18 protein-coding genes are annotated in these 26,298 nt (G+C 47.6%); 9 read left to right on the forward strand and 9 right to left on the reverse strand.

All coding sequences use genetic code 11. The features are described 5' to 3' along the window. Positions 1 to 116 precede the first annotated feature (116 nt). The 4 genes from ACJ2PR_RS13285 to ACJ2PR_RS13300 form a co-directional block, all read right to left on the reverse strand. Positions 117 to 2,231: a glycosyltransferase gene (locus ACJ2PR_RS13285; protein WP_446877353.1), complete on the reverse strand. Its 2,115-nt coding sequence runs from the start codon at positions 2,229 to 2,231 to the stop codon at positions 117 to 119. Positions 2,232 to 2,626: 395 nt separating this feature from the next. After that, complete coding sequence (locus tag ACJ2PR_RS13290; protein WP_446877354.1) at positions 2,627 to 3,982, reverse strand: nucleotide sugar dehydrogenase; 1,356 nt, start codon at positions 3,980 to 3,982, stop codon at positions 2,627 to 2,629. Between the two features lie 207 nt (positions 3,983 to 4,189). Continuing rightward, entirely contained in the window at positions 4,190 to 5,500 is a 1,311-nt protein-coding gene (locus ACJ2PR_RS13295) for an HlyD family secretion protein (RefSeq protein WP_446877355.1), read from the reverse strand. Positions 5,501 to 6,767: 1,267 nt separating this feature from the next. Further along, complete coding sequence (locus ACJ2PR_RS13300; RefSeq protein ID WP_446857867.1) at positions 6,768 to 6,917, reverse strand: hypothetical protein; 150 nt, start codon at positions 6,915 to 6,917, stop codon at positions 6,768 to 6,770. Between the two features lie 1,108 nt (positions 6,918 to 8,025). Here ACJ2PR_RS13300 and ACJ2PR_RS13305 point away from each other — a divergent pair. The 3 genes from ACJ2PR_RS13305 to ACJ2PR_RS13315 all read left to right on the forward strand — a co-directional run bounded on the left by ACJ2PR_RS13305 (position 8,026) and on the right by ACJ2PR_RS13315 (position 9,805). Then, a complete protein-coding gene (locus tag ACJ2PR_RS13305; RefSeq protein WP_446857866.1) occupies positions 8,026 to 8,400 on the forward strand; it encodes a hypothetical protein in 375 nt (124 codons plus the stop codon). A gap of 605 nt (positions 8,401 to 9,005) precedes the next feature. Then, entirely contained in the window at positions 9,006 to 9,389 is a 384-nt protein-coding gene (locus ACJ2PR_RS13310; protein WP_446877356.1) for a hypothetical protein, read from the forward strand. A 47-nt stretch (positions 9,390 to 9,436) separates the two neighbouring features. Then, positions 9,437 to 9,805, forward strand: a complete 369-nt coding sequence (locus ACJ2PR_RS13315; RefSeq protein ID WP_446857863.1) for a hypothetical protein — start codon at positions 9,437 to 9,439, stop codon at positions 9,803 to 9,805. Positions 9,806 to 10,019: 214 nt separating this feature from the next. On the opposite strand, the gene ACJ2PR_RS13320 is transcribed toward ACJ2PR_RS13315, so the two are convergent. The 4 genes from ACJ2PR_RS13320 to ACJ2PR_RS13335 are packed head-to-tail and all read right to left on the reverse strand — an operon-like array spanning position 10,020 to position 14,854. Further along, a complete protein-coding gene (locus ACJ2PR_RS13320) occupies positions 10,020 to 10,793 on the reverse strand; it encodes a DUF928 domain-containing protein (protein WP_446877357.1) in 774 nt (257 codons plus the stop codon). Positions 10,794 to 10,806: 13 nt separating this feature from the next. Further along, positions 10,807 to 13,182: a CHASE2 domain-containing protein gene (locus tag ACJ2PR_RS13325; RefSeq protein WP_446877358.1), complete on the reverse strand. Its 2,376-nt coding sequence runs from the start codon at positions 13,180 to 13,182 to the stop codon at positions 10,807 to 10,809. A gap of 20 nt (positions 13,183 to 13,202) precedes the next feature. Beyond that, complete coding sequence (locus tag ACJ2PR_RS13330; protein ID WP_446877359.1) at positions 13,203 to 14,138, reverse strand: DUF1822 family protein; 936 nt, start codon at positions 14,136 to 14,138, stop codon at positions 13,203 to 13,205. Between the two features lie 23 nt (positions 14,139 to 14,161). Then, positions 14,162 to 14,854: a hypothetical protein gene (locus ACJ2PR_RS13335; protein ID WP_446877360.1), complete on the reverse strand. Its 693-nt coding sequence runs from the start codon at positions 14,852 to 14,854 to the stop codon at positions 14,162 to 14,164. A gap of 1,532 nt (positions 14,855 to 16,386) precedes the next feature. Between ACJ2PR_RS13335 and ACJ2PR_RS13340 the strand changes: the two genes are divergently transcribed. Then, complete coding sequence (locus ACJ2PR_RS13340) at positions 16,387 to 17,076, forward strand: response regulator transcription factor (protein ID WP_446857858.1); 690 nt, start codon at positions 16,387 to 16,389, stop codon at positions 17,074 to 17,076. Next, positions 17,009 to 18,349: a sensor histidine kinase gene (locus ACJ2PR_RS13345; RefSeq protein WP_446877361.1), complete on the forward strand. Its 1,341-nt coding sequence runs from the start codon at positions 17,009 to 17,011 to the stop codon at positions 18,347 to 18,349. The genes ACJ2PR_RS13340 and ACJ2PR_RS13345 overlap by 68 nt, the downstream gene beginning before the upstream one ends. 114 nt (positions 18,350 to 18,463) lie before the next feature. Here ACJ2PR_RS13345 and ACJ2PR_RS13350 read toward each other — a convergent pair whose 3' ends face one another. Beyond that, entirely contained in the window at positions 18,464 to 18,841 is a 378-nt protein-coding gene (locus tag ACJ2PR_RS13350; RefSeq protein ID WP_446877362.1) for a hypothetical protein, read from the reverse strand. A 7-nt stretch (positions 18,842 to 18,848) separates the two neighbouring features. Here ACJ2PR_RS13350 and ACJ2PR_RS13355 point away from each other — a divergent pair, with 7 nt between their 5' ends. The 4 genes from ACJ2PR_RS13355 to ACJ2PR_RS13370 all read left to right on the forward strand — a co-directional run. Beyond that, a complete protein-coding gene (locus tag ACJ2PR_RS13355; protein ID WP_446877363.1) occupies positions 18,849 to 20,276 on the forward strand; it encodes an NF038122 family metalloprotease in 1,428 nt (475 codons plus the stop codon). After that, positions 20,273 to 22,981 (forward strand): two-partner secretion domain-containing protein, encoded by a 2,709-nt coding sequence (locus ACJ2PR_RS13360; protein WP_446877364.1) that lies wholly within the window; start codon positions 20,273 to 20,275, stop codon positions 22,979 to 22,981. The genes ACJ2PR_RS13355 and ACJ2PR_RS13360 overlap by 4 nt, the downstream gene beginning before the upstream one ends. Beyond that, positions 22,981 to 25,620: a CHAT domain-containing protein gene (locus ACJ2PR_RS13365; protein WP_446877365.1), complete on the forward strand. Its 2,640-nt coding sequence runs from the start codon at positions 22,981 to 22,983 to the stop codon at positions 25,618 to 25,620. The genes ACJ2PR_RS13360 and ACJ2PR_RS13365 overlap by 1 nt, the downstream gene beginning before the upstream one ends. 266 nt (positions 25,621 to 25,886) lie before the next feature. Next, positions 25,887 to 26,298: protein kinase domain-containing protein (locus ACJ2PR_RS13370; RefSeq protein WP_446877366.1), on the forward strand; the 412-nt coding region annotated here is incomplete at its 3' end.

Raw genomic sequence — 26,298 nt, forward strand, 5'->3', positions numbered from 1 at the left:
GAAAGAAAGGATACAAGGCTAAACTTCCTGCATGAATACTCCGCCCTCACCCTAGCCCTCTCTCCAAGGAGAGGGAACAAGAGGTTTTGGCTCTTTTTTGAGTAGATTGCTTTGCTTTATGGAAAAGAGCTAGAAGAGACGATCGGGGCTTCAGCCGGAGTCACATTGCGCCAAGCGATCGGGGCCTGAGTAAAGCTTCCATCAAATGCAAGATATTCTAAATGGGTATCCTTGACCTCCTGTAATATCAGCGCATGAGTGCCGCTACCCTGAAATTGCAGATTGCTGAACCAGGTTTGATTGACCCGTTTCACCATTAGAAAAGCGTCTTCTGTAGAGTCTTTGAGCAATGTTAGATGAGAAAGTTTTATGTCTTTTAGTGGCTGTGCTTTGTTGGGCGGCGAGATCATGACGATCGCACCTGGTTCACCTGCAACTAAATGCAGAATGCTGCGGGATTGTCCTTGACCTTTGAGAGCCGTCTGACTTCGATGCAGCGCTAATGGTTGCGAAAGAGTAAGTTCTCCGGGGGGTAGATTGATTTGAATGCGTCCTTGAGGGGGCAAGCGATCGAACAGTTTCTGAAGAGCCGGGGCATCATCGAGATCATCATTGGAGATCACCCCATAGTCCGTGGCTTGCAGAATTTGTATGGGTTGCTCAACGGTGCGATGGTGTTGCCTCCACCACCAAGCTTGAATATCGACTTGGGGAGAAAGATAGCCTACGAGACAAAGCAGCGCAATCACAAAGGTAAATCCTTGAGCAGCTAACAAAAATCGAGAAGTTCCCAGCTTCATCCAGCGCTTGAGTCCGGTTCCGGCGACCGATCGACTTTGATTGCCTCGGTTTGACCACTTTTGTTGCGCCAGATTCATTTGCGTATAAATCTTGACCAGCGAAGAACTCCACTGAGACAGCAGTTCGTGCAGTACATGAATCGGCTTGAGCATGGCTTCTCGCTGCCACTGATATACTAATAGCCGGAGCGGTCGAGTAAACAAAATCCAACTGACAATCAAGCTTAAGCCAATCCAGTTGCCTTGAATAAGATAAATCAGCATCAAGGTCGGTGCAACTAGGGCAGTCCAAAAGCTAATGCGCTGATCTAAGAGACAATACCAGGTGTATGCACCGACTCGCGCCGGGCCCAACGCCATTGCTCGGCTTCCGTTTCGCAGCATGTTGCCAAACCAGCGCCGCATATTCTGGTACATTCGCATCGGCACATTTCCAGTCACGGTTTCCAGGGTTTCCACCATCACATCTGGAACGTAGATCATGTCGTATCCGGCTCTTAGCAGCCAATACCAAGTGCTTTTGTCATCCCCCGATAGAAACTTGAACTCGCCCCATAACCAATCTTGAAGCGTGTCATTTTCTAGTAAATCTGCAAAAGAAGGATCTAAAGCAGCCTCGGCACGATAGAGCGAATATCGACCTGTCAGACACAAGATTTTGCGCGAGAGGGAATGGGAACACATGTAAAGGTGACGTTGAGCAAAGCGCAAGTCTAGCCACTCTCCAAAAACTTTAGAGCCATCAACGGTTGCTTTCTCGTCGGTTGTCAGTCCGCCCAGTTTGGGAAAGAGCTTGAAGAACGGCAAGCACTTTCGCACGGCACCTTCTGAAATGATGGCATCTCCATCCATCAAGACCACAATGTCAGGGCGAGAAGACTGCTGCGCTAGAGTCCGTAGCCCGATCGCTAATGCCCCCCGTTTTCCTCTTGCAGGATCGAGCAGCGGCACATAGTGAATCATTCGCATATCGGGATCGATCGACCGCAAAACTTCGGCGATCGCAATCATTTCTTCGGCGGTGGTCACAGCGACCAGGGTGAGCGGTTTAGAAAGCGTTTGAGCTTCACGAGCGATCGCGCCAAATACTCGCTCTGTAATCCAAGGTTCTTCTCGAAAGGTCGGCACCACAATGCCCACCGAGGGTACTTCCTGCTGATCCATCCGATTCGCCCGTTTGCGCCACTGAGGAAAGACCCAGTACACATACAAGCGAGAACGAATCGCCTGTAGCCCAAACCAAGACCAGCGCCAAGTTCCCAATGTACCTGCACTAACAACGGCCCAAAATCCGGCTTGTTGAATGCGATCGGGATCGCGCAATAGATAAAGACCGCACAGCCCCAAAGCTGAGAGGAGCAGCAGACAAAGTAGATTCAACCCCTGCTGAATCCGCTTCTGAAATCTTCTAGACTCTAGAGACTGTTGCATTGTCAAGCTCCTTGGATGCAAGCGTTAGTCTGAAAGCGAACACTATCGTCTTCTCCCAGATACTCATTGTTGGCATTGCTTAGTTGAGGAATGAATTGCTCTCCTCACGAAGTGGAACGAAGCCCTCGCCAACTCTTCTCCCTGGGGCGAAGAGAGCCAAAAGTTTTGTTCCCTCTCCTTTTGGGGCTACCGTGTACACACAAGTCTTTCGATCAGTCATCGCTGAACGCTTCGCCCCCTAAATCCCCCAGACTGGGGGACTTTGAGCAGGGAGACTTCCCACTTTTCAGCAAATTTACAAGGTTCAAAGTCCCCCAGTTTTGGGGGATTTAGGGGGCTGAAGCCGCCTGAAACGGAGCGATGTTTGCAGAGAACTTGTGTATACACTGAGTGGCTCAGGCCGCAACTGCTTCCGCATCAGCGACGACAACAGAAACTGCTTCAGGGTCAGCGACTGCAATAGAAACCGCTTCGGGGTCAGCAGAGACAATCTCGCTGAGGTGAGCAAGATCAACGATCGCTGTGCTACCTAATAACCCTTGTAGAGAGTCAAGATCCTTGGTGATCACAGCCACCTGTGCACCTCTAAGTGCTTCGTGCAGATCACTCTTGAGAATCTGAGGAATTTGAGGTAGCTGCCGTTCGAGGTAAGCACGATTTGCTCCTACCATGCGGTCTAGCTGCACATCGGGATCATAGACTGCCAGTTCTACGCCGTCTTCCCAAAGCTGACGAATCAGATTGATTACCGGGCTTTCGCGCAGATCATCGGTGCCAGTCTTAAAGCTTAGACCCAGAATTGCGACTTTACGGGGATTGTGTTCGTGAATCTTGAGGCGAGCCGCTTCAATTTGAAGCTCGTTGCTGGGGAGAACCGCTTCCATGATAGGCAAAGTTCTGCCTAAGCGACGGGCATTAAAGGTGAGCGATCGCAAATCTTTGGGCAGACAGGAGCCTCCAAAGGCAAAACCGGGGCGCAGGTAGGCGGCGGAAATGTTGAGTTTGGTGTCCGCGCAGACAATGTTCATAACTACGTTGGCATCCAGAGAAAGGGGCCCACACAAGCGACCAATCTCGTTTGCAAAGCCAATCTTGAGGGCGTGGAAGCAGTTGTTTACGACTTTGATCAGTTCAGCCTCTTCGATGCCAATGCGATAGATCGGAGCCTGAATGCTGGTGTACAGGTCTGCCACCGTTTGACCAGAGCGATCGTCTAGCTCACCAATCACCGTATAAGGCGGCGCATAGAAATCTTTGATTGCTGTCGTTTCGCGCAGAAACTCCGGATTGATTGCTAAACCAAAATCTTGACCACAGGTTTTCTGAGCATATTTTTCTAGCCACGGCAACAACTGGGTGCGCGTTACATGGGGAAAGACCGTACTGCGGAGAACAACAGTGTGATAGCGATCGCTGTTTCGCATTCCTTTACCGATATCCCTGGCGACACTCTCAATGTAGTCCAATACAGGGCTGCCGTCGGGCGCAGAGGGAGTCCCCACACATATCATCGAAACATCTGCCCAGTTCACATATTCTCTACCAGAAGTCACTGCTCTTAGTCGTCCTGCATCAATGCCTTGCTGAATTAACTGATCCAAATCAGGTTCCTTGATGGGGCTACGTCCTAAATTGAATACTTCTACTTTCTCCGGATTGGTTTCAACGCCAATCACTTCATGTCCCATTTCAGCAAAGCAAGCTGATACAACCGTGCCGACATAACCCAATCCCCAAACCAAAATCTTCATTAACTGCTCCTGAATTTGTCTAGTAGTTAAACGTGTGGACGGTCAAACTTGTCCACAAACTTCCGAAACTCGCAGGCTAAAACGGGACAGCCTCAATAAGGGTTGCCGTTGTTGCCGTTGTCGCCGAAAAAACTGAACGCCTGATTTGCGAAGGTGGGCTGAATGCGATCGCTCCACCCTTTCGGTCAGATCGTTTGTAGAGATCCCCTAAAAACTTAGTGACTTTTTGGTGAATGTCACTTGGGCAATTTGTCCAACTCCACAAAACTCCTGGGGTTGGCTTACTTTCGCGGTTGGTTGGATGCGAACAATCACCCGCATCAATGCTTGTCCCGCCAAATCAGCTTTGATTGGAGGTGTCAACGCCTGTAGCTGAGTGACGTTAAGATGATCAGTACCTTGAGAATTAGCTGATGGAACGGGAGTGTTCCCGACTGCTTGCATTAGCTCCACCGTACCGCTCAAAGGAGGGCTTTCTCCAGACAAACTGACTTGCACAGACTGACGGGTGTTAATTTGACTAGCCTGTTGAGCAGTCACAACCCCTTCAACCCACAGGTTTTGACAATCTAATATCGTCATGACGGGTTCTAGTTGGTTGACTTGTTCACTTTGTTCACTAGTAACGCTATAAATCACGCCAGAAAAAGGGGCTGACACCACAAAATCTTGCTTGTCGCTGAACTGAGATTGCAGTTGGCTCAACTGTTGATTGAGACGATCTCCTTGCGCTTTTAGCGTTGCGATCAAACTTGATTGAGTTTGAATGACTTGTCCAAGTTGCGCTTGCTGATCAGAAACACTCAGTCCTGAGGCGCTAGATTGGGTGCCTGATTGGGTCGCGTTTAACGCAGTTTGAGACTGTTGCAAGGTGGCTTCCGCCCGCTTGAGTGCTGCTTCTGCGGTGTCTATGCCCAACTTCTTTTCATCAACAACGGACTGAGCGATCGCACCATCCGCAGCGAGGCTGGCGTACCTCTGATGGACAGCCCGGGCCTGATGAACGGCTGCACGAGCTTCATCAATATCAGAACGCTTTGCCTCCACTCCGGCTGCTGCGATCGCTGAGTCGGCAGCGACAACCGTCGTTCCAGTTTGTCTGAGTTGAGCAATCTGCTGCTGGGTTTGAGCGAGTGCCTGTTCGGCGGCGGTGAGTTGAGCGAGGTTGGCTTGGCGCTCTGCTTCTAGGGCGGTGATCGATTGCGCTTGCTGCATGTTGGGCTTGATGCGAGCGAGAATTTGCCCTGCTTTAACCTGCATCCCAGGAGTAGTGTAGACCGCGTTGAACTGCCCAGGGATCGGGGCGCGAACTCGCATAATTCGAGCATTGATGATCGCATTGTCGATTGTGAATTGACCAGCGCGTGACCAAATGCTCAATCCACCCATGGCGATCGCACCAACTCCTACAGAAAAGAAGCTAAACGCGATCAAAAATCGTCTTGCTATTGACCTCTTCTCAGGTACTGGAACACTTGGACTCGGCTCTAAAGCCTCTTGTGTAGTTGTAGTTTGCACTCAACCTTCCTCTATGTAATAGGTTAGCTGTGACTCGCCTGGTTTCTCATCTGATGAATGTTGTGACCATTCGGTACGAGACTGAAGTAGTCACCCAGGCGCAATGGTAAGCTTGGAAACTCGCCTCATGGCATCCGTCAAGTAGTCGGAAGTAGGAAGAAACATCTGCACAATTAGAGTGCAGCCCATTTTCAGGAATCTTCTTAAAAAATGGTCGAAAGCCGGGTAGAGTTGACTCTTGAGCAATTTTTCTCACTACTAATCGACTAGCTTCGTCGATTCTTGTCGGGTCAGTAAGCTTCAAAACTTCTGAGAATAAACCATCTCAGCCCTGACAGTCCTGTTTCCGCCATCATTTCTGAGGCTTCACTTCAAACATGCCACCTGGGACGGACTATTTGACGATACTTTCAGGCTGTAGGTTGCGAACCGCTTTTCCAGACAAAATACTAAGGAGTTGAAACCTGTATCTTAGGTTGCTTGGTTAAGAACGGCTGGCTTTCAATTTGAAGCAACAATGCCACAACAATAAATACGTCCCTTAAACGTTACGGGAAGGAGGCACCATATTTGCTGGGTAGGCTAGGCGGCATCCTTTGGAACTGTGGCGTTTGTTTAATTGGTGAGACTCAAAGCATCAGTCAGGTTGTGAGCTAGCTACTTTTGCGTAAGTCTACTGTAAAGATGTAAAAAGCTCTTCGATCCGGGGAGGGAAACTGCGTAGTTTCCATGAGTCCAATCATTATTCTTTTCCCGGTATATGCCAATAGCAAATTAATACTCTTAATCAATTAGACCTTTTGCTTAAATATTTGATGAAACATTCAAAAATTGCCGCTTGATATACACTTATTTTGTGCGATCTCTGGTAAGCGTTCAACTTACTAATTCAACTACTGAAAAAGCCTTCAAACTGACCAGAATAAGGGTATCTTTATTATTTCTGAGTAGTCTAATATCACAAGAAACAATAAAGTCTGTCTTTAGCAGGATGAGCAAGGACGAGGAATTGTGTATATGAACTATTATTGCTCATTTTAGAGCCAAAAGATCACACAATTAAGACATAATTAAGATCGTGTAATTGCCAATCATCATAACCGTGCTGTCTGCTGATGACCAGTCCGAAGCATTGACTGCCTCATTCCAGAGCGAACGTGCGTTTGGGAACTAACAGAGTTATCTGACAGCATTAATCTGCTTATTCCTTTGTAAAATGCTTTAGAAGTTATATCCAACCTGCTTTTTATTGTAGTTGAGACGCTTCTTAGTAGAAATTTTCTAACTCACCCATCGTGAGCATGAAGCGATCATTGAAATCAGATACGCGATTCTGGTCGATCATATAGACGACGTTGTAGCCCTTCAGCCGAACATGAGTATGTTTGTAGGTTAACCGCTGACTATCATTCACCATTGCTACACACTTTTCGCTCTGGCAATGCCCCGTCTTCCAATGCTTACTTCAACCGCAGGTACAGGGGTGGGCGAAATCAAACAACCCACTCAGCAGATCAAAGGTGAGATAGCTTTTGCAGTACAACACGATGAGTAGCCTCTCTGGTATCGCGCCCAAAGTTGCTCGGTGCCCCATTTAATATGTTGGTAATTGTCAAAAATTAGGTTTTAACCTCTTCAGCCAAGCAATTTATTATTGGTATTCCTTAAAAAATACAAAATACTTAGATTCTATCTACCTTGGTTTTTTACATCGTAAATCTATGAAATTTGTCGAAGAGATTTTCATTTGACAGTCTCTTGAATTTAGAATAATCACTTTTCTAGAGATGAGCGATCGAGGTTAGTTTCTACCGATATAAATCTCTTTCTCTTCATATAGATATTGACCAAACTCGGTTCAGTCTGTTTGGTTTAACTAACTATATCTTAATGCGCTTACAGAGATATTTCTGCGTATACCATATCTGATAACTGTTAGCAATAGTAAGCTGAAAGTTTCTAAATATCTGAGTCAAGCTAAATAGAAAGTCCTCCTTATGAAGCGAATCAAAAACGTCCTTAACCTTCATTTTTAGAAGAAGAGAGGGGGAAACTTAGCGCTCTAACCTTTGCTGTAGAGTAGCTTCAGACATTCTTTCATTTGATTGAATCTAAACACTTGCTACTTGTAAGAACAACCTTAGAGAGTTCAAAGTCTAATTACTGAGCATAAATATACAAGCGTTTTCTGGATGTTTTTTGGATCTGGTTTGTTGAAGCTTTCACTAAAAGCAGAAATAAAAATCTCTTCTCTATCATCTTTTACGCCACTGATAAATATATATTTGTTATCTTCATAATAGATTTAAGAAGTGCGATTTTTCTTATTCAAAAGCTTTGCGAATTAGTCTATTAATTACTTGAAAACTGGGGAACTTAAGAAAAAAGCGGCCCGTCTTCTTGCACATGAGGACAGAAAAGCTTGGCATTAACTACTTTCTAAATAGCTTCCGCTAAACGTTGAAGTTTTGTAGTTGATCCCTCGTGCTTCTAGACTCTGTAAACCAAGATAGAGGAAGTCTAAAATGTTGAAAAGAACTGTTGTTATTGGTCTACTGTCTGCGATCGCTCTGACAGGTTCTGCCTTATCAGCAAGAGCAGGTCAATCACAATCAAGTGTGCAAGAGTCTAACCAAGAATCTGCTGTGATTGGCGACTTCAATAGCGTTTATCAGCACAGTGGGCAAGCAACTATCCAGCAACAAGTTGGCAACCTTAAAAAAGGATGCGGGACATCTGTAAGCCAAGATCAAGGCAGCTACCAAGGCTCTAATCAAGCTACCGGAGTCGTCGGAGTCGGTAACTCTGTTGGACAGGCTAATCAACAGCTTACTGTTCAACAACAAATCCAACGCCGTTCTTTCAAAAACGCACCCTGCTACAAGAAGGTTGTTAGATAGTAGGTGAAAAACTTGGGAAGCCCCGTTAGTGCGAGGCTAGAGCTTTCATGAAACAGGGTTTCGAGTGATTTGCGTCTCACCGCACGACGGGTTTAATCATTGAGTAAAAGATGCCCAGGCACTTTTACAGTGCTTGGGGTTTTTACCTTTCACGAGACCTGGTGCTTCTGTGTACCAAAGCGTCAGCCGTAGTTCTTTCTTGAATAGCGGAACTGTGTCATTATGACCATCAAAAAGTCAATTTCTTGGCTGGTTTTTTCAGCCTTGTTGTCACTGCCTAACATCGCTAATGCTAATGGCATTGATATTCAGTCTGACAACACCAGAGTTCGAGTGGAAACAGGCAGCATCAACATTCAAACTAGAGGAGTTAAACCGCTCTCTGGAATTGGATCATACCGAAGTCTACCGAAATTCCAGTATCCCAGAAACTGGAATAGCCGCTATTCTGGCTATCTTCGTAGCAATTGTCGCAACAATAGCTATAGCTACAATAGCACTCAGAGAGATGTTTCAGGTACAAGTGTTGTTCAAACGAGGAATTATGTATCTACAACGGTGTGTCGTTAGCCAAAAGTGCCCGAATCTTTAGCAAGGAGTTTAATGTGGAATTGAAGATTTTCTCCCTCAGTCTGCTCTCTCTTTCGGCGATGTTAACGCTAGCATCTTCCTCAACTCCGCCTGCTTTAGCGCAGTGTGTCATGGCTGACGTTTCGGTTCAAGCTGCAATCCGGGGTTCAAGAAAACCAGTGCAGCAGACCAATGATGTTGATATGCAGAGTAAGGGAGCATGTGTTGGTAACACAAGTGTCCATACTGGGACACAACTTTATGTTGGCGGTGGCGATCAAGTAATCCAACGCCGAAACAGTAAGCACCGTTTAGAAGGCGGTTCCTCTCCTGTGACTGGGGTGGTAGGCCCGACTGTGAAAATCCCAGTGAATGTGCAGGTAGATGTCTACAACCCAGCAGAGCGTCTTAACCGCTGAATAGCTTTGCTGATGGAATCTGTCTAATACTATTTGAGGACTGAAAAATGTTGAAGAAAGCTTGCGTTGTTAGCCTATTGTCAGTGGCTGCTTTAGGAATGATTTCCTTGCCCTCCAAAGCGGGACAAGTACAAGAAAGTGTTCAGGGTACTAGCCAGAGTGCCGCGATCGTAGGAGACGGAAACGTCGTCAACCAGTACATCATTCAAAATAACGTGCAGAAGCAAAGAGGACAGGGACACCTGAAAGGGAAAAAACAGCAGCAACAAGGTTCTTTTCAAGGTGCTGGTCAAACGGCGGGTGTTGTAGGGAACGGGAATCAGCTTAACCAAGTCTCTGAGCAACTGAACGTTCAGCAACAAAAGCTTCGCTCTCGCGGCCACAAACAGCGCTATTTTCGGGGGGATAAAGACTAGTTTATCACCTGTCCCTTTTGGTGGAAGAAGGGGACACATCGTTAATTACTAGCTCCGTTGGTGACATATATTAAGCTCGACCTTACTTCTTAGATAAAGTCGAGCTTATTTCTTTGGAACTCTAGTAATCCTAGTTTCGTGGTAAGTGTGGGATAGGCTTCAAGTCTGTACGGGCAGAATTCCTATCCTACACATCATTTAGAATTTTTGGACATCATAGAACTAAGGGTGCTGAAGCGACTTCCCCTAATCCAACAGACTGCAACAAACTTACCCAGTCTTGACGAGTTTTAGTATCTTGTGGAGAGGCGCTTAGGCGTTCAGCGTGTTCCGTCAGGGTCTCGTGCCAGATGCCTTCCGCCTCATAGTGAGCCACCCGATCGCCAAGAGCCGCTGTCGCTAATTTTCTCTCCAGATCAGGGCGTTCTACCCGTCGAATCGCCCCATTGACATACACAAACTTATCCTGGTTTTGGGCATCACAGTAAACAAGATAATACCAGTGATAGTCTTTACCTGCTTCTAACGCAACAGTGGACGGTAGGCGCAGACTGACAATCCCGGCTGAGGTGCCTTTTCCGACAGCCTTGTTTGTGTAAACCGTCTTGTCTTGATTGTCCTTTAGTACAAATTCAACCAGATAGTCGGACGTGAGCGTATACGGCACAAAAAACCAGAAGGTCGGAGACTTCGCCAGGGTCAACCCCGTACTGGTGTCAGGCATCAAAGCCGTCATGGGTGGCTTATTAGGAACCGAACAGGCTCCCCGACTTCCTCCGCCCCGGCGTTTTCGAGGTCTGCCAACATCCGAAAAGTCTATTCGATTGAAGCGCGATCGTCGTTGATTGACCGTACTTGGTTTGGCGGATAGTGTCGTTGTGTCTGAAGGGACTGCTAAAGCAAACTCGCTCAATAGACAGGGCACGATCGCTCCAATCAGGATCATTTTTCCGAGCAAGGTCTTTCTAGTCATGGTCTTTCTAGTCATAGCCATCTTCCTGTTAACTGCGAACTCGTGACTGCAAATTTCGGTTTTGGTAGATGGTGTAAGCGACCACACTGCCCCCGGTCGCGACTAAGCTCACTGCGGCTGGAATTACTGGCATCCATCCACCTCTGAGCAAAAGAATAAAGCAGCCAGCCGATAGGGTTCCTAAAGCGACACCGCTTGCCAGCCCCAGATGAAGGGGCGATCGTATAGACAAAACTAGAATGCCTCCCACTAGAGACCATCCCCCCACCCAGAGGGTAATTCCCCACGGCGGCAACCACCACAACAACGGACGCTGATCCATCACTGCACTCAGAATCTGACTCACCATATGAGCATGAATCATCACCCCTGGCATCTGCTCAGATCCCTGCCCCGAACTGTAGGGCGTCGGAGAGTAATCTTTAAAGCTCTGGGCAGTAGTGCCAATCAAAACAATGCGATCGTTAACTAGCTTAGAAAGTTCGGTATCTGATGCGTTTAGGAGATCAGTGAGCGTGATTTGTGAAGCGATCGGATTGGAGGAGCGGTAATTGAGCAACACCTGGTAGCCTAAGTCATCTAGTGTTTGGTAGCCACCTGTTTGAGATTCAAGCTGCTTAAATCGGGTGTCGCCAATTTTGACTTCCCCTTGTGAATCGCGTTCAGCTTGAATGTTTTGATCCATTAGATACAACTGAGCTACCCGAAAGCTAAAAGAGGTGTCTGTGACACAGAGCGAGTTTGGGTTAGGAGCCATTGCCAAAAGTTGACGACGCACCACACCATCTGGGTCGATCGGAAAGTCACTAAAGCTCAAGCGATCCTCAGAAACGCCAGGAGGATGTCTAGTTCCAGAGCGCGTACCAGTGTCTCCAACTTCGCAAATTTCGATCAGGTTTTCATTTTGAAGATTGGTTTTCAGGTTTGCGTAGTTTTGAGTGATCGCAAAATCGCGGTAAATGTCTAACCCAATGACTCGTGGCTGATGAGATTGGAGTTTCTCTAGCAGTTGGGCCAGCGCCCGATCGGAGAGTGATGAACCACGTCTTTCTTGAGGATTTTGGTTCTGAACGTCTTTTTCGGTCACTGTGACAATCAACAGTCGGCGATCGGGCGGTTCAGCAGGTCTGAGCTTCATCATGTGATCAAACGCCTGCAATTCCCAGTTTTGTAAAACGCCTAGCTGTCGTACTCCCATCACCGCCGCAGTGACGATCGCACTGGCCACCAGCAAGGTTTGAAGACGCTGTTTGCGAGAAGGGGCGCGATCAACAGTCAGAGAGCCACACAGCGCTTGCCAGGTAGTCGGTTCTTCACTAGGATTCTGGCAAATCACAGGGAGCCAGGTCGCACAGGGACAGTCTTCTTCTAGCTTTTCCAGCCTTTCTCGTGCTTCTCGCACGGCCCCATACAGCGATTGCCCCTGTGAAAAGGTCGTTAGAAAGTGCTTGAAAAATTCTTGAGAAACCACATCCGGTACAAGCTCTCGCATCACAATCACTTGCGGAATGTGCAAATCTGCCAGCGACTGGGCCAACCCTAACCCATCACAAGAATTGAAAATTACCAGCTTCAAGCCGCGACTAATGGCTTTTCTGAGCGCATTTCTAAGCTGCTTTAGCGTCAAACTATCTGTCGCGTTGATGTAAATCCGCCCGGTGTCTTCCTCAGTCTGACTATGCCCCGCAAAAAACAGAATATCCCAGCCTTTTTGATCCCAGAGGTGTTCGTCTAGCTCCCAGTGATTCGGCTCTTCTAAAAACACTGGCATCGCCCCTGGCACCGCTTCTAGTAGCTTGCGGTCTGCCTGAAGGTCAATCCCCTCGTGATTTCCCAAAACGGCTAAGATTCTGACTGTCCCGATCGGAGTCTGTGATTGAACATTAACTCGCCCATACTCCTGCACACTCAAGGCAACTTCCGCCGCCGGATAATCCTCAAAAAAATTCCACAAGTGCCAGGGGAGCCGCCGCAGCGCATCATCGTTTGTTTCGATCACCACGCGCACCTCATCGGCCGGGTCTAGCTCCCGGCTCAATTTGCGATCAATTGACAAAAACGACTCCGAGTTAAGCCAGGCATTGAGCTGAAGCTTTAAGCGCCGCGATAGATCACTAAACTCAATTTCAGAAAAGTGAGTCACCCCACCTGGCTCGATCGTAATGGCACGGGTCGGCGGAGCGCTGCGTTCACGATAAAACTCGCGATAAAGTAGCCGCCAGTGGCGATAAAGCTGATCAATCTCTGGAGCAGGAGGCAAACTACCTGTGCATTTAGTTGCATAGCGATCGTTGGCAGCAGTGCGAGACAAATCGCCACCAGTCTGTGAAATCTGAGCCGTGATATTAGGACAACCGCTTTGCAGATCGCCAGAACCCAGGTTGATGACAACTAACTTACTCATTCCCATCTATCCATAAGCAGTTAGAGAACAAAATCCTCAGTTACCCTAACATGATCACAGGCTACCTGAATGCTAAAGCAATCACCCGGTAATCCTCTAAAAGATCTCAGTTGGATGTAGTTATCATGTCCTCTAGAACAAACTTCCTGAAGAATCTCTCCTGCTTCAGACAGCATGATCAGCTTAAGATTAGACGATAGACGAGGGCTGCCACTACCCGGAAAAAGCTGCACTAGAACCCCGATCGTTCCATCAATGTTTGTATTAAGACCCAGCGACAGAGCGACTGACTGATCACCCAACTGCATTCCAAAGTCAACTAACTTAGCGCGTTTAGTCTCGGTTTTTAATAGCGTCATACTCCTAACCGACACTAAATCTAGCTTGTCGCTGTCCAAAACGGCTTCCAGGGTCTGCCAACCTGTCTCAAAAACGCCCTCAAACCAGCTTCTCAAGTTGATAGCAGCCGAGGTGATGGGAGCTTGCCGCAACTGATGGAGGTAATCGGGAAACTCTGAGAGCGATCGCAACTGATTGAGAGGCACTTCTAACTGTGCTGTTTGCGTAAATCCCAGTAGCGTGGCTTCTTTGAGAGTCTGGCTCATTTGCACCGCGACATATCCCACTCGGTCTGATCCCACATCATGAGGAATCTGCATCATCTGTGCATTGGGCAAAACTGGACGACACTCTAGCCTACCGAGCTGTTTGACCCACAAATCCGCAATGTCCATCATTTTCACAAAGGTTGGGTTGCGGCTATCACTCCGGGCTACGTCCACTTCAAATTCCAAACAACGCAAATAAAAGTCTACGGCATAGACCGCCAGAGTGTTGAGATAGACCTGTTTAGCTTTCAGGGAGGTGAACTGCCGTTTTTGGTACTGTTGGGCGATCGTATGCGCCTCAAACGACAATGGCACTGTAAAAATCAAAGGCTCAACGGTTGGACTCATTCTTTATCTCTCTCTTTATCTCTCTACGTATCTTTTAGATATTTCCTGAAATAGGGCATCAAGTCTTTTAGCTGACGGTTAAAAAAAGAACACAGGGTTTGAACGGATACATTCAAGCTGATGGCAATTTCTAACCAGGTCTGACCTTCTACAAATCGGGCCCACGCCAGCGACTGAAACGTGACTTCTGGACGTTCTCTCAACCGCTGCTTTTGAAGAAGGTTGTCTGGGTCATCTTCCAGAAACTGTTGCAGAAGTTGACTAGCCGAAAGCGTTTCTTCGGGTGAGACCAGATTATCTAAGTCATCTAATGAGGGAAGGTAAGCAATTTGTTCTGTCTTGTCTGACTTGGGAATCTGGGTGATCCCTTGCTTTCTGTAGTCATTGACGACATCGATAAATTGAAAGTTTAACCGGAAGTTGACCCACGCCAACACAGGATGATCTGGATTGTAACTGTCAATTTTTTGACAAGTCTCAATCAAGGTTTTTTGGAGAGCTTCATTGTAAAGATCTTCATAAAGACTCGCAGACCATAAATGTCTCTGAGGATGCCCCAACCGACCCGATTTGAGAATCTCGTTGACGAGTCGATTGAGTGCGATTTGTCGTTGAGAACTTTTCGATGGGTGTTGTTGAGCTTCCTTGGCTTGCTGTTGAAGCCGCTGATCTAGATCATCATTCGGTGAGGCACCCTGAAAGCGCTCATTCACCATCTAATTCTCCTCGCTTCTCTAGAACGGTAGGGACATCTCAACATCAGGGCTGTCATGGTAGATGCTACTTTTAGCCTGGTGAAGTGGCATTTATCTGAGTAAAACCAGTACGTCTTCGACTAGAGAATATTTTTAGCTCCAGAAGTTTCAGCCTCTTATACCTAACACTAATTTAGGGCTAGAAACCAGGGCTAGAAACTTACAAGGTTCAAGTAAACGCTTACCTTATCCTCACGAGGCTGCTCAAGTAAGTCTGGCTGACGGTGAAAAGTGAATGAAGCCCTGTTCTGTCTGATCTCCTCTTAGGCGAAGGATCAGGGACTGGTGTAGAAGCTTCTGGTAGGGAACGTGCGATCGACCGAGTAGATAGACGGGTAGCTGTGTTCATGTAATTTAGCAAGCCAACGAGACCTGAGTATCTTGGGGACTGAGCGTTCATCATCTGAACCTCTATTTGCTATTCCCGCTGACCCGTAAAAAGTTAGGCATTTTGTCACAGAACTTAACAATAGAGCATAGTCTAGTTTTCCCTGGAGGATATCTTCAAAGTTTGGCTGGCGATCGTTCAAGTCATAATTGTGTAGTTTTGTAACAAATTGCATAATTTTTAAGCTCTGGAACCTGAAGCCTAGATAGGAAGTTCGGCAGATGTTGGCAGCCTGAAAGCGATCGATGCGAGGTTGAACAAGTACTTTTTTGTTGCCCTTAATTCAAAAAACCACTCTGAATGATTTTTGGAGAGATCAACAACAATGCGGTACCAAAATTCTCAGACCAAAATTCTCAGACCAAAACTTTCAGATTTAAGGTTCTCAGAACTATGAGGGCGATCGCTCTTTCTGTGAGGCACTTGAGAGGCAAGACCTTTGAATCCCACAGTAAACCATTAGGGATTTGCATTCTAACTAAAACTCTGAGATTAGTCAAAAACAAAAGGGCTTTTACTACTGATTTTTATCAGTTTGTTTTTCAGTTTAGATGAGTAGTTGAAAGTCTCATTCTAAAAAACTTTGTGGAGAACCTGGCACAATATTTAGGGCAACATTTTCTAGAGTTTATGGCAAATTCTAGTTAGTCAATTTAGAAATTGTCCTGAAGCAAAAAACGATTTTAAGCGTTTATCCTACAGTGATTTGTAGTAAGGGCAATGACAAGGTTTCTTACCACTTATTTCAATTGTTGAGGGTTTCTAGGAATACAAAACGGTAGCTTTAAGTCTGATGAATAAGCTTTTCAGGGCTTACCGTCATGATTTGTGCAGCTACAAAGTCATCTAATGAGATTTTCAACGTTCATCTTTGACCTTCTGAAGTAGTTTTTATCTATTGAGATAACCAAGTTCGATCACTGCGAAAATTTGATGATGATGAGAGACTATTATCTTGAAAAGTTTTCAATTGTCTTAATATTTGAGGCGATCGTTCTGTCCCAAAACTAATAGCATGAAGACAGAATGAAGAGATGAATTTCTGAAACTTTCCTGGCAAAATTCCGTCGATTATTACTGTTGAGTTCAGGTTAACTGGCCGCCTATGAGACTTTTATTAGTTGACGATGATCAGCACATTACTGAACTTCTTGAAGAGGTTCTGACTGACCAGCATTATGTCGTTGATATTGCGGGTGATGGTCATGAAGCATGGGACTACGTAAAGACGTTTGATTACGACTTGCTCATGCTAGATGTGACACTCCCCAAGTTAGACGGCATCAATCTTTGTCATCAATTACGTTCTCAGAAATATCACATGCCAATTCTCATGCTGACTGCCCGCGATACCACCACCGATCAGGTAGCTGGGCTAGATGCAGGAGCAGATGACTACGTGGCAAAGCCTTACAAGCTACAGGAGCTACTAGCCCGAATTCGAGCCTTAGTGCGTCGAGGAAGCCCTTCTCTACCCCCCGTTTTAAAGTGGGAAAACTTGTGCCTTGATCCCAACACAACAGAAGCTAATTACAAAGCGCAATCCTTGAAGCTGACACCCAAAGAATATCGATTGTTAGAGCTTTTCTTGCGTCATGGTTGCCGGGTGTTGAGCCGCAGCGAGATCATGGAAAACCTCTGGTCTTTTGAAGACCCTCCCGAAGAAGATGCAGTCAAAGCTCTCATCAAACGTTTGAGACAAAAACTAAAAGGGGTTGGAGCCGTTGATGACTTCATTGAAACAGTGTATGGTCTGGGTTACCGCCTCAAATCGGGTTCCCAGTCAGACCTTTAGAGATATTCACTGGCGCTTGCTGCTGGCTTATGTCGTAGCAATGACTACAATTTTTGGAGTTTCGGCGATCGCCGTCTACTTCTTCTTCTACGAGAACCGGAATCAACAGATAAACAGTCAGTTGCTAACGCTAGTTCAGGCGGCTGCGCCAAGTATCGAGACCGTTAAAGCTCGTGGAAGCAAAAGCTTAGATAAAGACCTTCCCTGGCACGATCTCTTTTCTAACCGGGAGCAGAGTTTGGAATGGTTTACCGCCGATGGCAAACTTCTGGCAAAAGAGGGGAGCCAGTTTCCCACGGTTCCCTTAGCCAAACATTTTACGTCTTCGTCCCACGTCAATACGCCGATAGTCGAATCTCAAGCGGATTTGCGAATCATGACGATCGCGGTTTACACCAATACTCCAGATAAGAAAACGCTGCAACTACAGGGCTACTTGCGGGCAAGCCAATCAAATCAACGCTTTGAGGCTTCATTAAGTCAGTTGCGACTGGGACTGGGATTGGGAGGAATTATCGCTTTGCTGCTGGCCAGTATTAGTAGCCTCTACCTCACCCAGCAGGCAGTAAAACCCATGAGACTCAGCTTTCAGCGACTGACTCGATTTGCTGCGGATGCTTCCCATGAGCTACGCAACCCTCTCACTCGAATTGGTATTGCTACTGAGATTATGTTGAGCCATCCAGAACAACTCAAACCCGCAGACGTAAAGAAACTGGAGACGATCGCCAGCGCAACTGAGCAAATGAGATGTTTGATTGACGATGTGCTGTTTTTAGCTCGGACTGATGCTACTCACCCTCCCAATAAGCAAGAAAAAGGTACTATTTATCTGGATCAATTGCTCAAAGCATTGATAGAACGCTTTAAATCTCAAGCTCAAGCTAAAGGCATTGATTTTCAGGATCAATTACTGCCTAATTTGCCTGTCAAAGGAAGCTCTACACCCCTGGATCGTCTATTTTCTAATCTTCTAGAGAATGCGCTGAAGTATACTGAAGCCGGAGGAAAGGTGGTAGTTTCGATGAAGCAGTCCGGGCAGAGTGTGGTTGTCTCTGTAGAAGATACTGGCATTGGGATTCCCTCTGAGTACTCGCCGTTTATCTTTCAGCGGTTTTGGCGAGCTGATCAAGCTCGATCGCAAGAGCAAGATGGCTTTGGACTCGGACTCGCGATCGCCCAGACGATCGCCAAACAACACAAAGGAGAGATCACGGTTGAGAGCCAAGTTGGGGTGGGTAGCCGTTTTCAGGTGAGATTGCCCTTAGCATAGGAACAAAACTGGGAGAAGACACGTCACACACAATGTGTCACTTCAAGAAGTGTCCTGAATAGGGTATTCCAAACACTGCATCTTCTGCAAAGCTTCAAGCACTCTAGGCAAATGTTATTTAATTGTTAGGCTTCTACTCGTACTAAAGTCATCATCAGCTATCATCGAAGGGTTTGTTTTATTTAAGGAAGCGTTTCTTGCTGGAATAGGTGCTTTGTAGAGGTGGTGCAAATAGAATGTTTGTACTTGAAGCTGGTCATTGTAAAATGCGGCTTGATGTACAAACTTGATCTGTAGCAGGATCAGACAGAAGTTTTCAGGCTGCACGGTGTAGGTTAAAGAAGGTTTGGCTGCTCTGCCACTGATAGTATCGGCTAGTTTCGGCATTCCCCACGAGGGCGAAGGGATCGGGTGTGTTCCAATCCAGAGTTGTTCACTCACTTGGAAGTATGATTTCAGCGTCTTGTATCCTACTCCTTGTGTACTATCCATCGTGACTATGTACCCCAACAATTCCTCAAACCGGGCTGAGTCTCGCTCAGTCATTCGTCAGCTTGTGATGTCTGCGATCGCGTCCGTTGCGATCGTCGGGAACAATACCCCCGCTCAGGCAGCAAATTTCAACTTTACCTATGCGCCAGGGACTTCGCTAGAGCAAATGCTTGGCTTTGAAATGGCAGGGGGTATTTGGGCAAGTCATTTATCAGACAATGCAACGATCAACATCCACATGGAAGTTACTGATCAGTTACCATCGGGTGTGGTGGGCGGAGCGCTTCCAGGGATGCGGGCAGGTCAGAGCTATGAGACTTGGAGAAATCAACTGGCAGGCGATCGCACGTCAGCCGATGATCAGTTTATTTTCAATAACCAACAAGACGACGCAGACAAGTTTACTGCGCTGATCGATGGCTTCAAAGTTGACAATAACTATGCCCTCAAGATGACCCGTGCCAATGCCAAGGCAGTGGGCATGATTGCAGGCAATGACAAAGCGCTGGACGGCTACACGCTGATGAACAAGCTGACCAACAAGCCAGTTTCCTGGAACTATGACTTTGTTGGCGGCAATGTTTCTAAAGGCACGATGGACTATCTCAGTGTGGGAATTCATGAACTGACTCACCACTTGGGCGTTGTCAGTGGGGTCGATAAGGCTGGCTGGCTGACTCAAAAGACTCAGTATGACTCAAGCCATCAAAGTGACTTTTATGCCACCTTAAATGGCAAATTAGACCACGCAACTCCGCTCGATCTGTTTCGCTTTTCGGCAGAGAGCGTCAAACAGGCTGGATCAGGTGACTCCTGGATTGATATGTCGGTGGGTGGCAAGCCTTACTTTTCAACTGACGGCGGCAAAACTGTGCTGGGCTACTTCTCAACCGGAGATGAGACCAGTTTGGGAGGCGATGGTAATCAAGCCAGCCATTGGAAACAACAGGACAACCCTCTAGGCATTTTAGATCCAGTGCTGCGATCGGGAGAGCGCAGAAACATTTCAGGACTCGATCGTAAGCTGTTGGATGCGATCGGCTGGAATCTGCAACCGGGCGAAACCAATCTGGCGACGCTCCAGAGTCAGGCAAAGCTACGATTGGCCCAGCGCATTGGTAAAACGGTCGAGTGGCTCGACGCAAACCCCGCCGAAGCAGCCTCACTTTTGTCTCAAGATCGCACTCAAGAAGTACAGTCCATGATTGAGCAAAGTAGAGTTTATGATTGGCGTGCCTCTAGCAGTAGTGGTTTTTGGCAGGATACGGCATATCAACACTTTTTGTGGCAAGAAGTCTCCGGATCAGGGACTGATCAGCCTGAAAAAACTGCTGTACCAGAACCTTCTACGATCGGGGGACTGATTATTGGGGGTGGCTTATTGGGGGTGCGTCGTCTACTTAAGCGTCGGAGTCAAAAGCGGGTGATCCAATGATGGGCAATTCCCCAAAGCGCTGGGTTCGATCGCAAGGTTGGGTTCACTACATCGTCTGGTGGCCCCTATTCTATTCGCTGCTAGGAATATGGGGAAATGCTTTTGCTCAAGTTGTGCCCGATACCACGCTACTTAACAATTCGGTGGTCACTCCTGGTAATAGCATCTTTGAGATTACAGGGGGAACAACTGCCGGGAGTAACTTGTTTCATAGTTTTGAGCAATTTTCTCTGCCAACGGGTGGCACAGCCTTTTTTAATCAGGCGATCGCCGTTGAAAACATTATCAGCCGAGTGACTGGAACCTCTGTTTCTAACATTGATGGTCTGATTCGAGCAAACGGTAGCGCCAATCTGTTTCTGCTTAACCCCAACGGCATTCTTTTTGGCCCCAATGCTGTCCTAAACTTGGGAGGATCTTTTGTTGGAAGTACAGCTAACAGCATTAGATTTGCGGATGGTAGCGAGTTTAGTGCTGTCAACCCGTCTGGGTCACCCTTGCTGACGGTCAGTATCCCCGCTGGCTTGCAGTATGGAGCGACACCGAGGGAGATTCGAGTACAGGGAGTCGGGAACAACTTGTTTCTAAATTCACCGACTGACCCCTCCGTAAATCGGAACGATCGCCCGCCTGGTCTACAAGTCAATTCTGGGCAAACGCTGGCGCTGATAGGGGGAGATGTCACCCTGGAGGGAGGCAATCTAACTGCCGCAAGTGGGCGAATCGAACTCGGTAGTGTGGGCGAAGCAGGAACGGTGATACTCACACCAACGAATCCCGGCTGGCAACTTGACTACAGTAACATTAGGCACTTCCAAGATATTCGGCTCTCTCAAGCAGCTTCGATCGAAGCCAGTGGCAACCGTGGCGGCAGTATCGGAGTGCAGGGACGCAACATCAGTCTCACAGATGCCTCGGCAATGATGGTAGACACCCTGGGCAATGGCACAGGTGGAACCCTCAGACTCACAGCAACAGACTCAGTGCAAGTGAGTGGCTTTTCCTTTCCGCCTGCGGGTGTACCGTTTGTCAGCCGTTTATCCACAGATGTTGCTCCGGGTGCGAGCGGGCAGGGTGGAAATTTGACGATCGCCGCGAGGCGCTTACTGATTGCCAATGGCGGTCAAGTATCCAGTGGGACTTTTGGCGCTGGAGATGCAGGTTCATTGAGGGTTGCAGCTCAAGATGTGGAAATCATCGGAAGTTCACCCATTGCCCCTAGTGGGTTGTTTGCCCCAGTAGAAACTCTTGCTACAGGCAAGGGGGGGAATCTGACAATCGAAACTAATCGCTTGCGAATCGCTAATGGGGCACAGGTTGCCGCGAGTACGTTTGGGTTTGGAGATGCCGGAGATTTGACGGTTCAGGCAACTGTAGTAGAACTAATTGGTATTTCACCAGAAGGTTTTACAAGCGGTTTGTTTGCGAATGTCGAGAACGGAGCCACAGGCAAGGGCGGTGACTTAGGGATCACCACCGATCGCTTGCACATCACGAATGGGGCACAGGTCTCAACGAGTACGTTTGGAGATGGGGATGCTGGATCATTAACAGTTCGAGCAAAGGATGTGGAAGCGATTGGCATCTCGCCCATTGGTTCGAGTGGCTTGGTTGCTGCATCTAGAGCCATTGGCAATGGGGGGCAGTTGACGATTACCACTGATCGCCTGCGGCTGATTGACGGAGGGCAGATCGCTACAGCAACTGGGGGATCGGGCAATGCAGGAGACCTGACCATCAGAGCCTCTGAATCAGTAGAACTGGCTGGCTCGACAGCACTGGGGCGCAGCGGCTTATTTTCGAGCGCGATCGAGGGCACAGGCAACGGGGGCGACTTGACCGTTTCGACTAATCGGCTAGTCGTCAGAGATGGGGCAACCATTAGTGTCAGTAACTTCTCTAGCCGCAACCCAGATATCCCCGCAGGGCAAGGAGCAGCCGGAAACCTGAATGTGAATGCCAGCTTTGTGTTGCTTGACCAGCAAGGAATCCTCACAGCAGATGCGGCGGCAGGGGAGCGAGGAAACATCACGGTGCGATCTGGCACCCTCTTGTTGCGGCGAGCGAGTGTGATCACGACCAATGCTCAGGAGACGGCAACCGGGGGAAATATCACACTTAACACAGACATTTTGGCGGCTTTTGAGAATAGCGACATTACCGCTAATGCTCAACAAAGCTTTGGGGGACGAGTCGTGATTAACGCTAGAAGCGTCTTGGGTACACAGTTTCGAGAACAACCGACTACCGAAAGTGACATCACAGCCTCTTCTGCATTAGGGGCTGAGTTTAATGGAGTCGTAGAACTCAATACGTTGGAGGTTGATCCCGGACAAGGACTCGTCGAATTGCCCAGCGATGTCGTCGATCGCAGCACGCAAGTTGCCGCAGTTTGTCGGGGATCAGGTGGAAATGAATTTGTGATCACCGGACGCGGCGGACTCCCAGAAACCCCTGCTCAAATTCTCAGAGACGGGACAGTGTGGGAAGATCTGCGCCTGACTGGGCGTGAGCGTCAGAAGCCAGAAGCCAGAAGCCAAAAATCGGGACGATACGTGCCTCCTAAGCCTCAAGCCGCGATCGTAGAGGCCAGAGGATGGATAATGAATGCCAGGGGTGAAGTGACGCTTGTCTCTCAGCTTCCTCAATCGACCTCTGACCCATCTCAGCAGTCATCAGTCCAGTGTGCAAGTTCTACAGAGTAATGACTAGATTTCATTGGCGGGATTGTTGGCAGCAGGTACGATCGCGGCTCCAGTCAGTTCGCGCTAGTCTGTGGTTGGCAGTCCTAACGTTTTTTGTGATCACTGGAACTTCGGTGGTTGCTTTTGATCGGGTAGCCTTTTCGACTGAGCCTTTCGCCAGTGCGATCGCTCAATCTGTCGCATCTCCAAACTTTTTAGAACAAGGACAGGCACTCTACCAAGCAGGACGATTTGCAGAGGCGGCAACCGTCTGGCAGCAGGCTGTTCAGGTTGCTCAAAAAGATCGACTCAATCAAGCCTTGAGCCTTAGTTATCTATCGCTGGCTTATCAGAAACTAGGCGCATGGGATCAAGCCAAACAGTCGATCGCTCAAAGTCTAGATTCTTTGAGTCCTCAAACCAGCTTAAAGGAATCAGAGATTGTTGTTTTAGCTCAAGTTCTCAACACCCAGGGCAGCATTCAACTCGCAATGGGGCAACCCGAAGCCGCACTAGAAACCTGGCGGCAAGCAGAAAAAACCTATGCTCAAGTGAAAGATAGTGCTGGGACGATCGGAAGCCAAATCAACCAGGCTCAAGCCTTACAAACATTGGGATTGTATCGCCGCGCTCAAATGTTGCTCAAAGAGATCAACGACCGTTTGCAAACTCAGCCAAACTCTCTGCTAAAAGCTTTAGGGCTAAAAAGTTTGGGTACAGTGCTACAAGTCACAGGCAACTTGAGTGAGTCTCAGGAAGCTCTCAAGCAAAGTCTAGCGATCGCCCAACAGCTCACCCCGCCCATCAATCCTAGCGAGACCTTGTTTAATCTAGGAAACACCCTGAGAGCTTTGCAAAATCCTTCAGCAGCATTGAGCTTTTATCAGCAAGCAGTCACCTCAGCACCGACGGCGATCGCTAAACTTAGAGTCCAATTGAATCAGTTAAGCCTACTTCTAGAAACGAGACAGTGGGAGCAAGCTCAAGCCTTGGTGATTCAAATTGAGCCACAGTTAGCAAATCTGGTTCCTAGCCGGGGCGCAATTTATGCTCAGGTCAATTTTGCAACTAGCTTGATGAAAATTCTAGAGCAGCAAAGCAGCCAAAAAACAGGCATTTCCAAGTCACCACTGGTTACACCTCGGACGATCGCTCAACTTTTAGCAACCGCCATCCAACAAGCAAAGACGCTGCAAGACCCCAGGGCAGAATCTTACGCACTAGGGCAACTCGCTAACCTGTATGAACAAACACAACAGTTGGCAGAGGCCAAAGATCTCACTCAAAAAGCCCTGACTCTGGCTCAAGCTAGCAATGCATCAGAGATTACTTATCGCTGGCAGTGGCAACTAGGGCGTATTCTGAAACAACAAGGACTGGCAGGTAATCAAAAGGTGGGAGCGATCGCGGCTTATAGTGAAGCCGTAAAAACGCTGCAATCTATTCGTAGAGACCTGTTGGCAACCAATCCTGAAGTGCAGTTTTCTTTTAGAGAAGGCGTAGAGCCAATTTATCGAGAGCTGGTCGAATTGCTCGTTCAACCCAATGCCAGTTCTGAAAATTTGCAACAAGCTCGTCGAGTCATTGAAGACCTTCAGCTTGCAGAATTAGAAAATTACTTTCGTTCAGCTTGTTTAGATCCTGTACAACAGATTGATTTTATTGATGATAAGGCAGCCGTTTTTTACCCCATTTTGCTCAACGATCGAGTAGAGGTGATTCTCTCACTTCCGGGGCAAGCGCTGCGTCACTACTCCACGATCGTACCGCTGTCTCAAGTCGAAACCCTCGTCAAACGTCTTCGCCAAAATCTAGTTCTTCCTTATACCTCCAAACAAGACATTCAGCCGCTCTCGCAACAGGTTTACAACTGGGTCATTCAACCTGCTGAAGCACTCTTGGCTAGCAGTGGAGTCAATACATTAGTGTTTGTCTTAGATGGTGCCCTACGCAACATTCCGGTGTCAGCACTTTACACGGGCAGCCAGTATCTCGTAGAAAAGTACAATGTTGTTCTGACTCCAGGACTGAGCTTGTTTGAGCCTAAGCCTCTAGCCTCCATAAAGCTGACGGCGCTGACGGCCGGACTAACCGAACCTCGCCCCAATTTTGAGCCATTAGAATTTGTCAAACTCGAACTCGAACAAATTCAGTCCAAAATCTCTACAGAAGTACTGCTAAATCAAGCGTTTACTAGTAAAGCACTCGCCAATAAGTTGAAATCGTCGCTGTTTCCAGTAGTTCACATTGCTACTCACGGTCAGTTTAGTTCTCAGTCTTCTGAAACGTTTATTTTGGCTTGGGATCAGCCGATTACCGTTAATCAATTAGACAATTTACTTCAAGCACGCGATCAGAGCGCGTTTAATACGCTTGAGCTATTAGTACTCAGTGCTTGCGAAACCGCAGATGGAGACGATCGCGCTACTTTGGGGCTGGCCGGAGTCGCAGTACGAGCAGGGGCACGCAGTACACTGGCATCATTATGGCTAGTAGATGATGAATCAACGGCTTTGTTGATGGGGCAATTTTATCAAGGGCTAAAGACTGGGTTAACAAAGGCAGAAGCCCTTCGTCGCGCTCAACTCAGCCTCTTGCAAGGAAAGTATAGCCATCCCCGGTTTTGGTCTGCTTTTGTCCTGTTGGGCAACTGGCTGTAAGCTAAAGCGATATACCCAGGATAGCGCGACTTAAAATTATTGAGAAACTTGCAGCTTTGTCCCAGGTTTGCCCCACTTTATATGTCAGCGTATTGTAGGGCAGCTTAAAAGGGAAACAAAAAGCGATCGCTTCAAATCAGCAGATTCTCTCATGACTTCACAATTTTGAGAGATCGCCGTCAAATCGTGATTTAGCAACCTTAATTCTCTGCTTCGACATAGCTCGATCAACACAAACTAATACATAGTCTCATTGGGGTGAGCACATGGAGGCAATCAATTCTGATTCGGAATCACCACAGTTACCCAGCCTGGAGAAACCTCTGGGCGGACGCTACAAAGTTGTCCAACAGTTAGGAATGGGAGGCTTTAGTCAGACCTTTATTGCTGAAGATCTTCACCTACCGAACTGTCCTCGCTGTGTGATCAAACAACTTAAGCCCCACTTCGAGACCGAACAAGACTTGCAGACTGCCCGACGATTGTTTGACACTGAGGCAAAGGTGCTTTATCTGTTGGGCAACCATGATCAAATTCCCCGATTACTAGCCCACTTTGAAGAGGATCACAAGTTTTATCTTGCTCAAGAATTAGTTGAGGGTGAGACACTCAATCAATTGCTAGTCGATCATCAGCTTTGGACAGAAGCAGAAGTGATGACTTTGCTAAGAGACAGCC

Source organism: Phormidesmis sp. 146-33 (assembly GCF_052939515.1).

Excerpts from the sequence above, each read along its gene's own strand:
- ACJ2PR_RS13285 (WP_446877353.1), bottom strand. The coding sequence starts at position 2,231 with ATGCAACAGTCTCTAGAGTCTAGAAGATTTCAGAAGCGGATTCAGCAG.
- ACJ2PR_RS13290 (WP_446877354.1), bottom strand. The coding sequence starts at position 3,982 with ATGAAGATTTTGGTTTGGGGATTGGGTTATGTCGGCACGGTTGTATCA.
- ACJ2PR_RS13300 (WP_446857867.1), bottom strand. The coding sequence starts at position 6,917 with ATGGTGAATGATAGTCAGCGGTTAACCTACAAACATACTCATGTTCGG.
- ACJ2PR_RS13305 (WP_446857866.1), top strand. The coding sequence starts at position 8,026 with ATGTTGAAAAGAACTGTTGTTATTGGTCTACTGTCTGCGATCGCTCTG.
- ACJ2PR_RS13315 (WP_446857863.1), top strand. The coding sequence starts at position 9,437 with ATGTTGAAGAAAGCTTGCGTTGTTAGCCTATTGTCAGTGGCTGCTTTA.
- ACJ2PR_RS13320 (WP_446877357.1), bottom strand. The coding sequence starts at position 10,793 with ATGACTAGAAAGACCATGACTAGAAAGACCTTGCTCGGAAAAATGATC.
- ACJ2PR_RS13325 (WP_446877358.1), bottom strand. The coding sequence starts at position 13,182 with ATGAGTAAGTTAGTTGTCATCAACCTGGGTTCTGGCGATCTGCAAAGC.
- ACJ2PR_RS13330 (WP_446877359.1), bottom strand. The coding sequence starts at position 14,138 with ATGAGTCCAACCGTTGAGCCTTTGATTTTTACAGTGCCATTGTCGTTT.
- ACJ2PR_RS13335 (WP_446877360.1), bottom strand. The coding sequence starts at position 14,854 with ATGGTGAATGAGCGCTTTCAGGGTGCCTCACCGAATGATGATCTAGAT.
- ACJ2PR_RS13340 (WP_446857858.1), top strand. The coding sequence starts at position 16,387 with ATGAGACTTTTATTAGTTGACGATGATCAGCACATTACTGAACTTCTT.
- ACJ2PR_RS13345 (WP_446877361.1), top strand. The coding sequence starts at position 17,009 with ATGACTTCATTGAAACAGTGTATGGTCTGGGTTACCGCCTCAAATCGG.
- ACJ2PR_RS13350 (WP_446877362.1), bottom strand. The coding sequence starts at position 18,841 with ATGGATAGTACACAAGGAGTAGGATACAAGACGCTGAAATCATACTTC.
- ACJ2PR_RS13355 (WP_446877363.1), top strand. The coding sequence starts at position 18,849 with ATGTACCCCAACAATTCCTCAAACCGGGCTGAGTCTCGCTCAGTCATT.
- ACJ2PR_RS13360 (WP_446877364.1), top strand. The coding sequence starts at position 20,273 with ATGATGGGCAATTCCCCAAAGCGCTGGGTTCGATCGCAAGGTTGGGTT.
- ACJ2PR_RS13365 (WP_446877365.1), top strand. The coding sequence starts at position 22,981 with ATGACTAGATTTCATTGGCGGGATTGTTGGCAGCAGGTACGATCGCGG.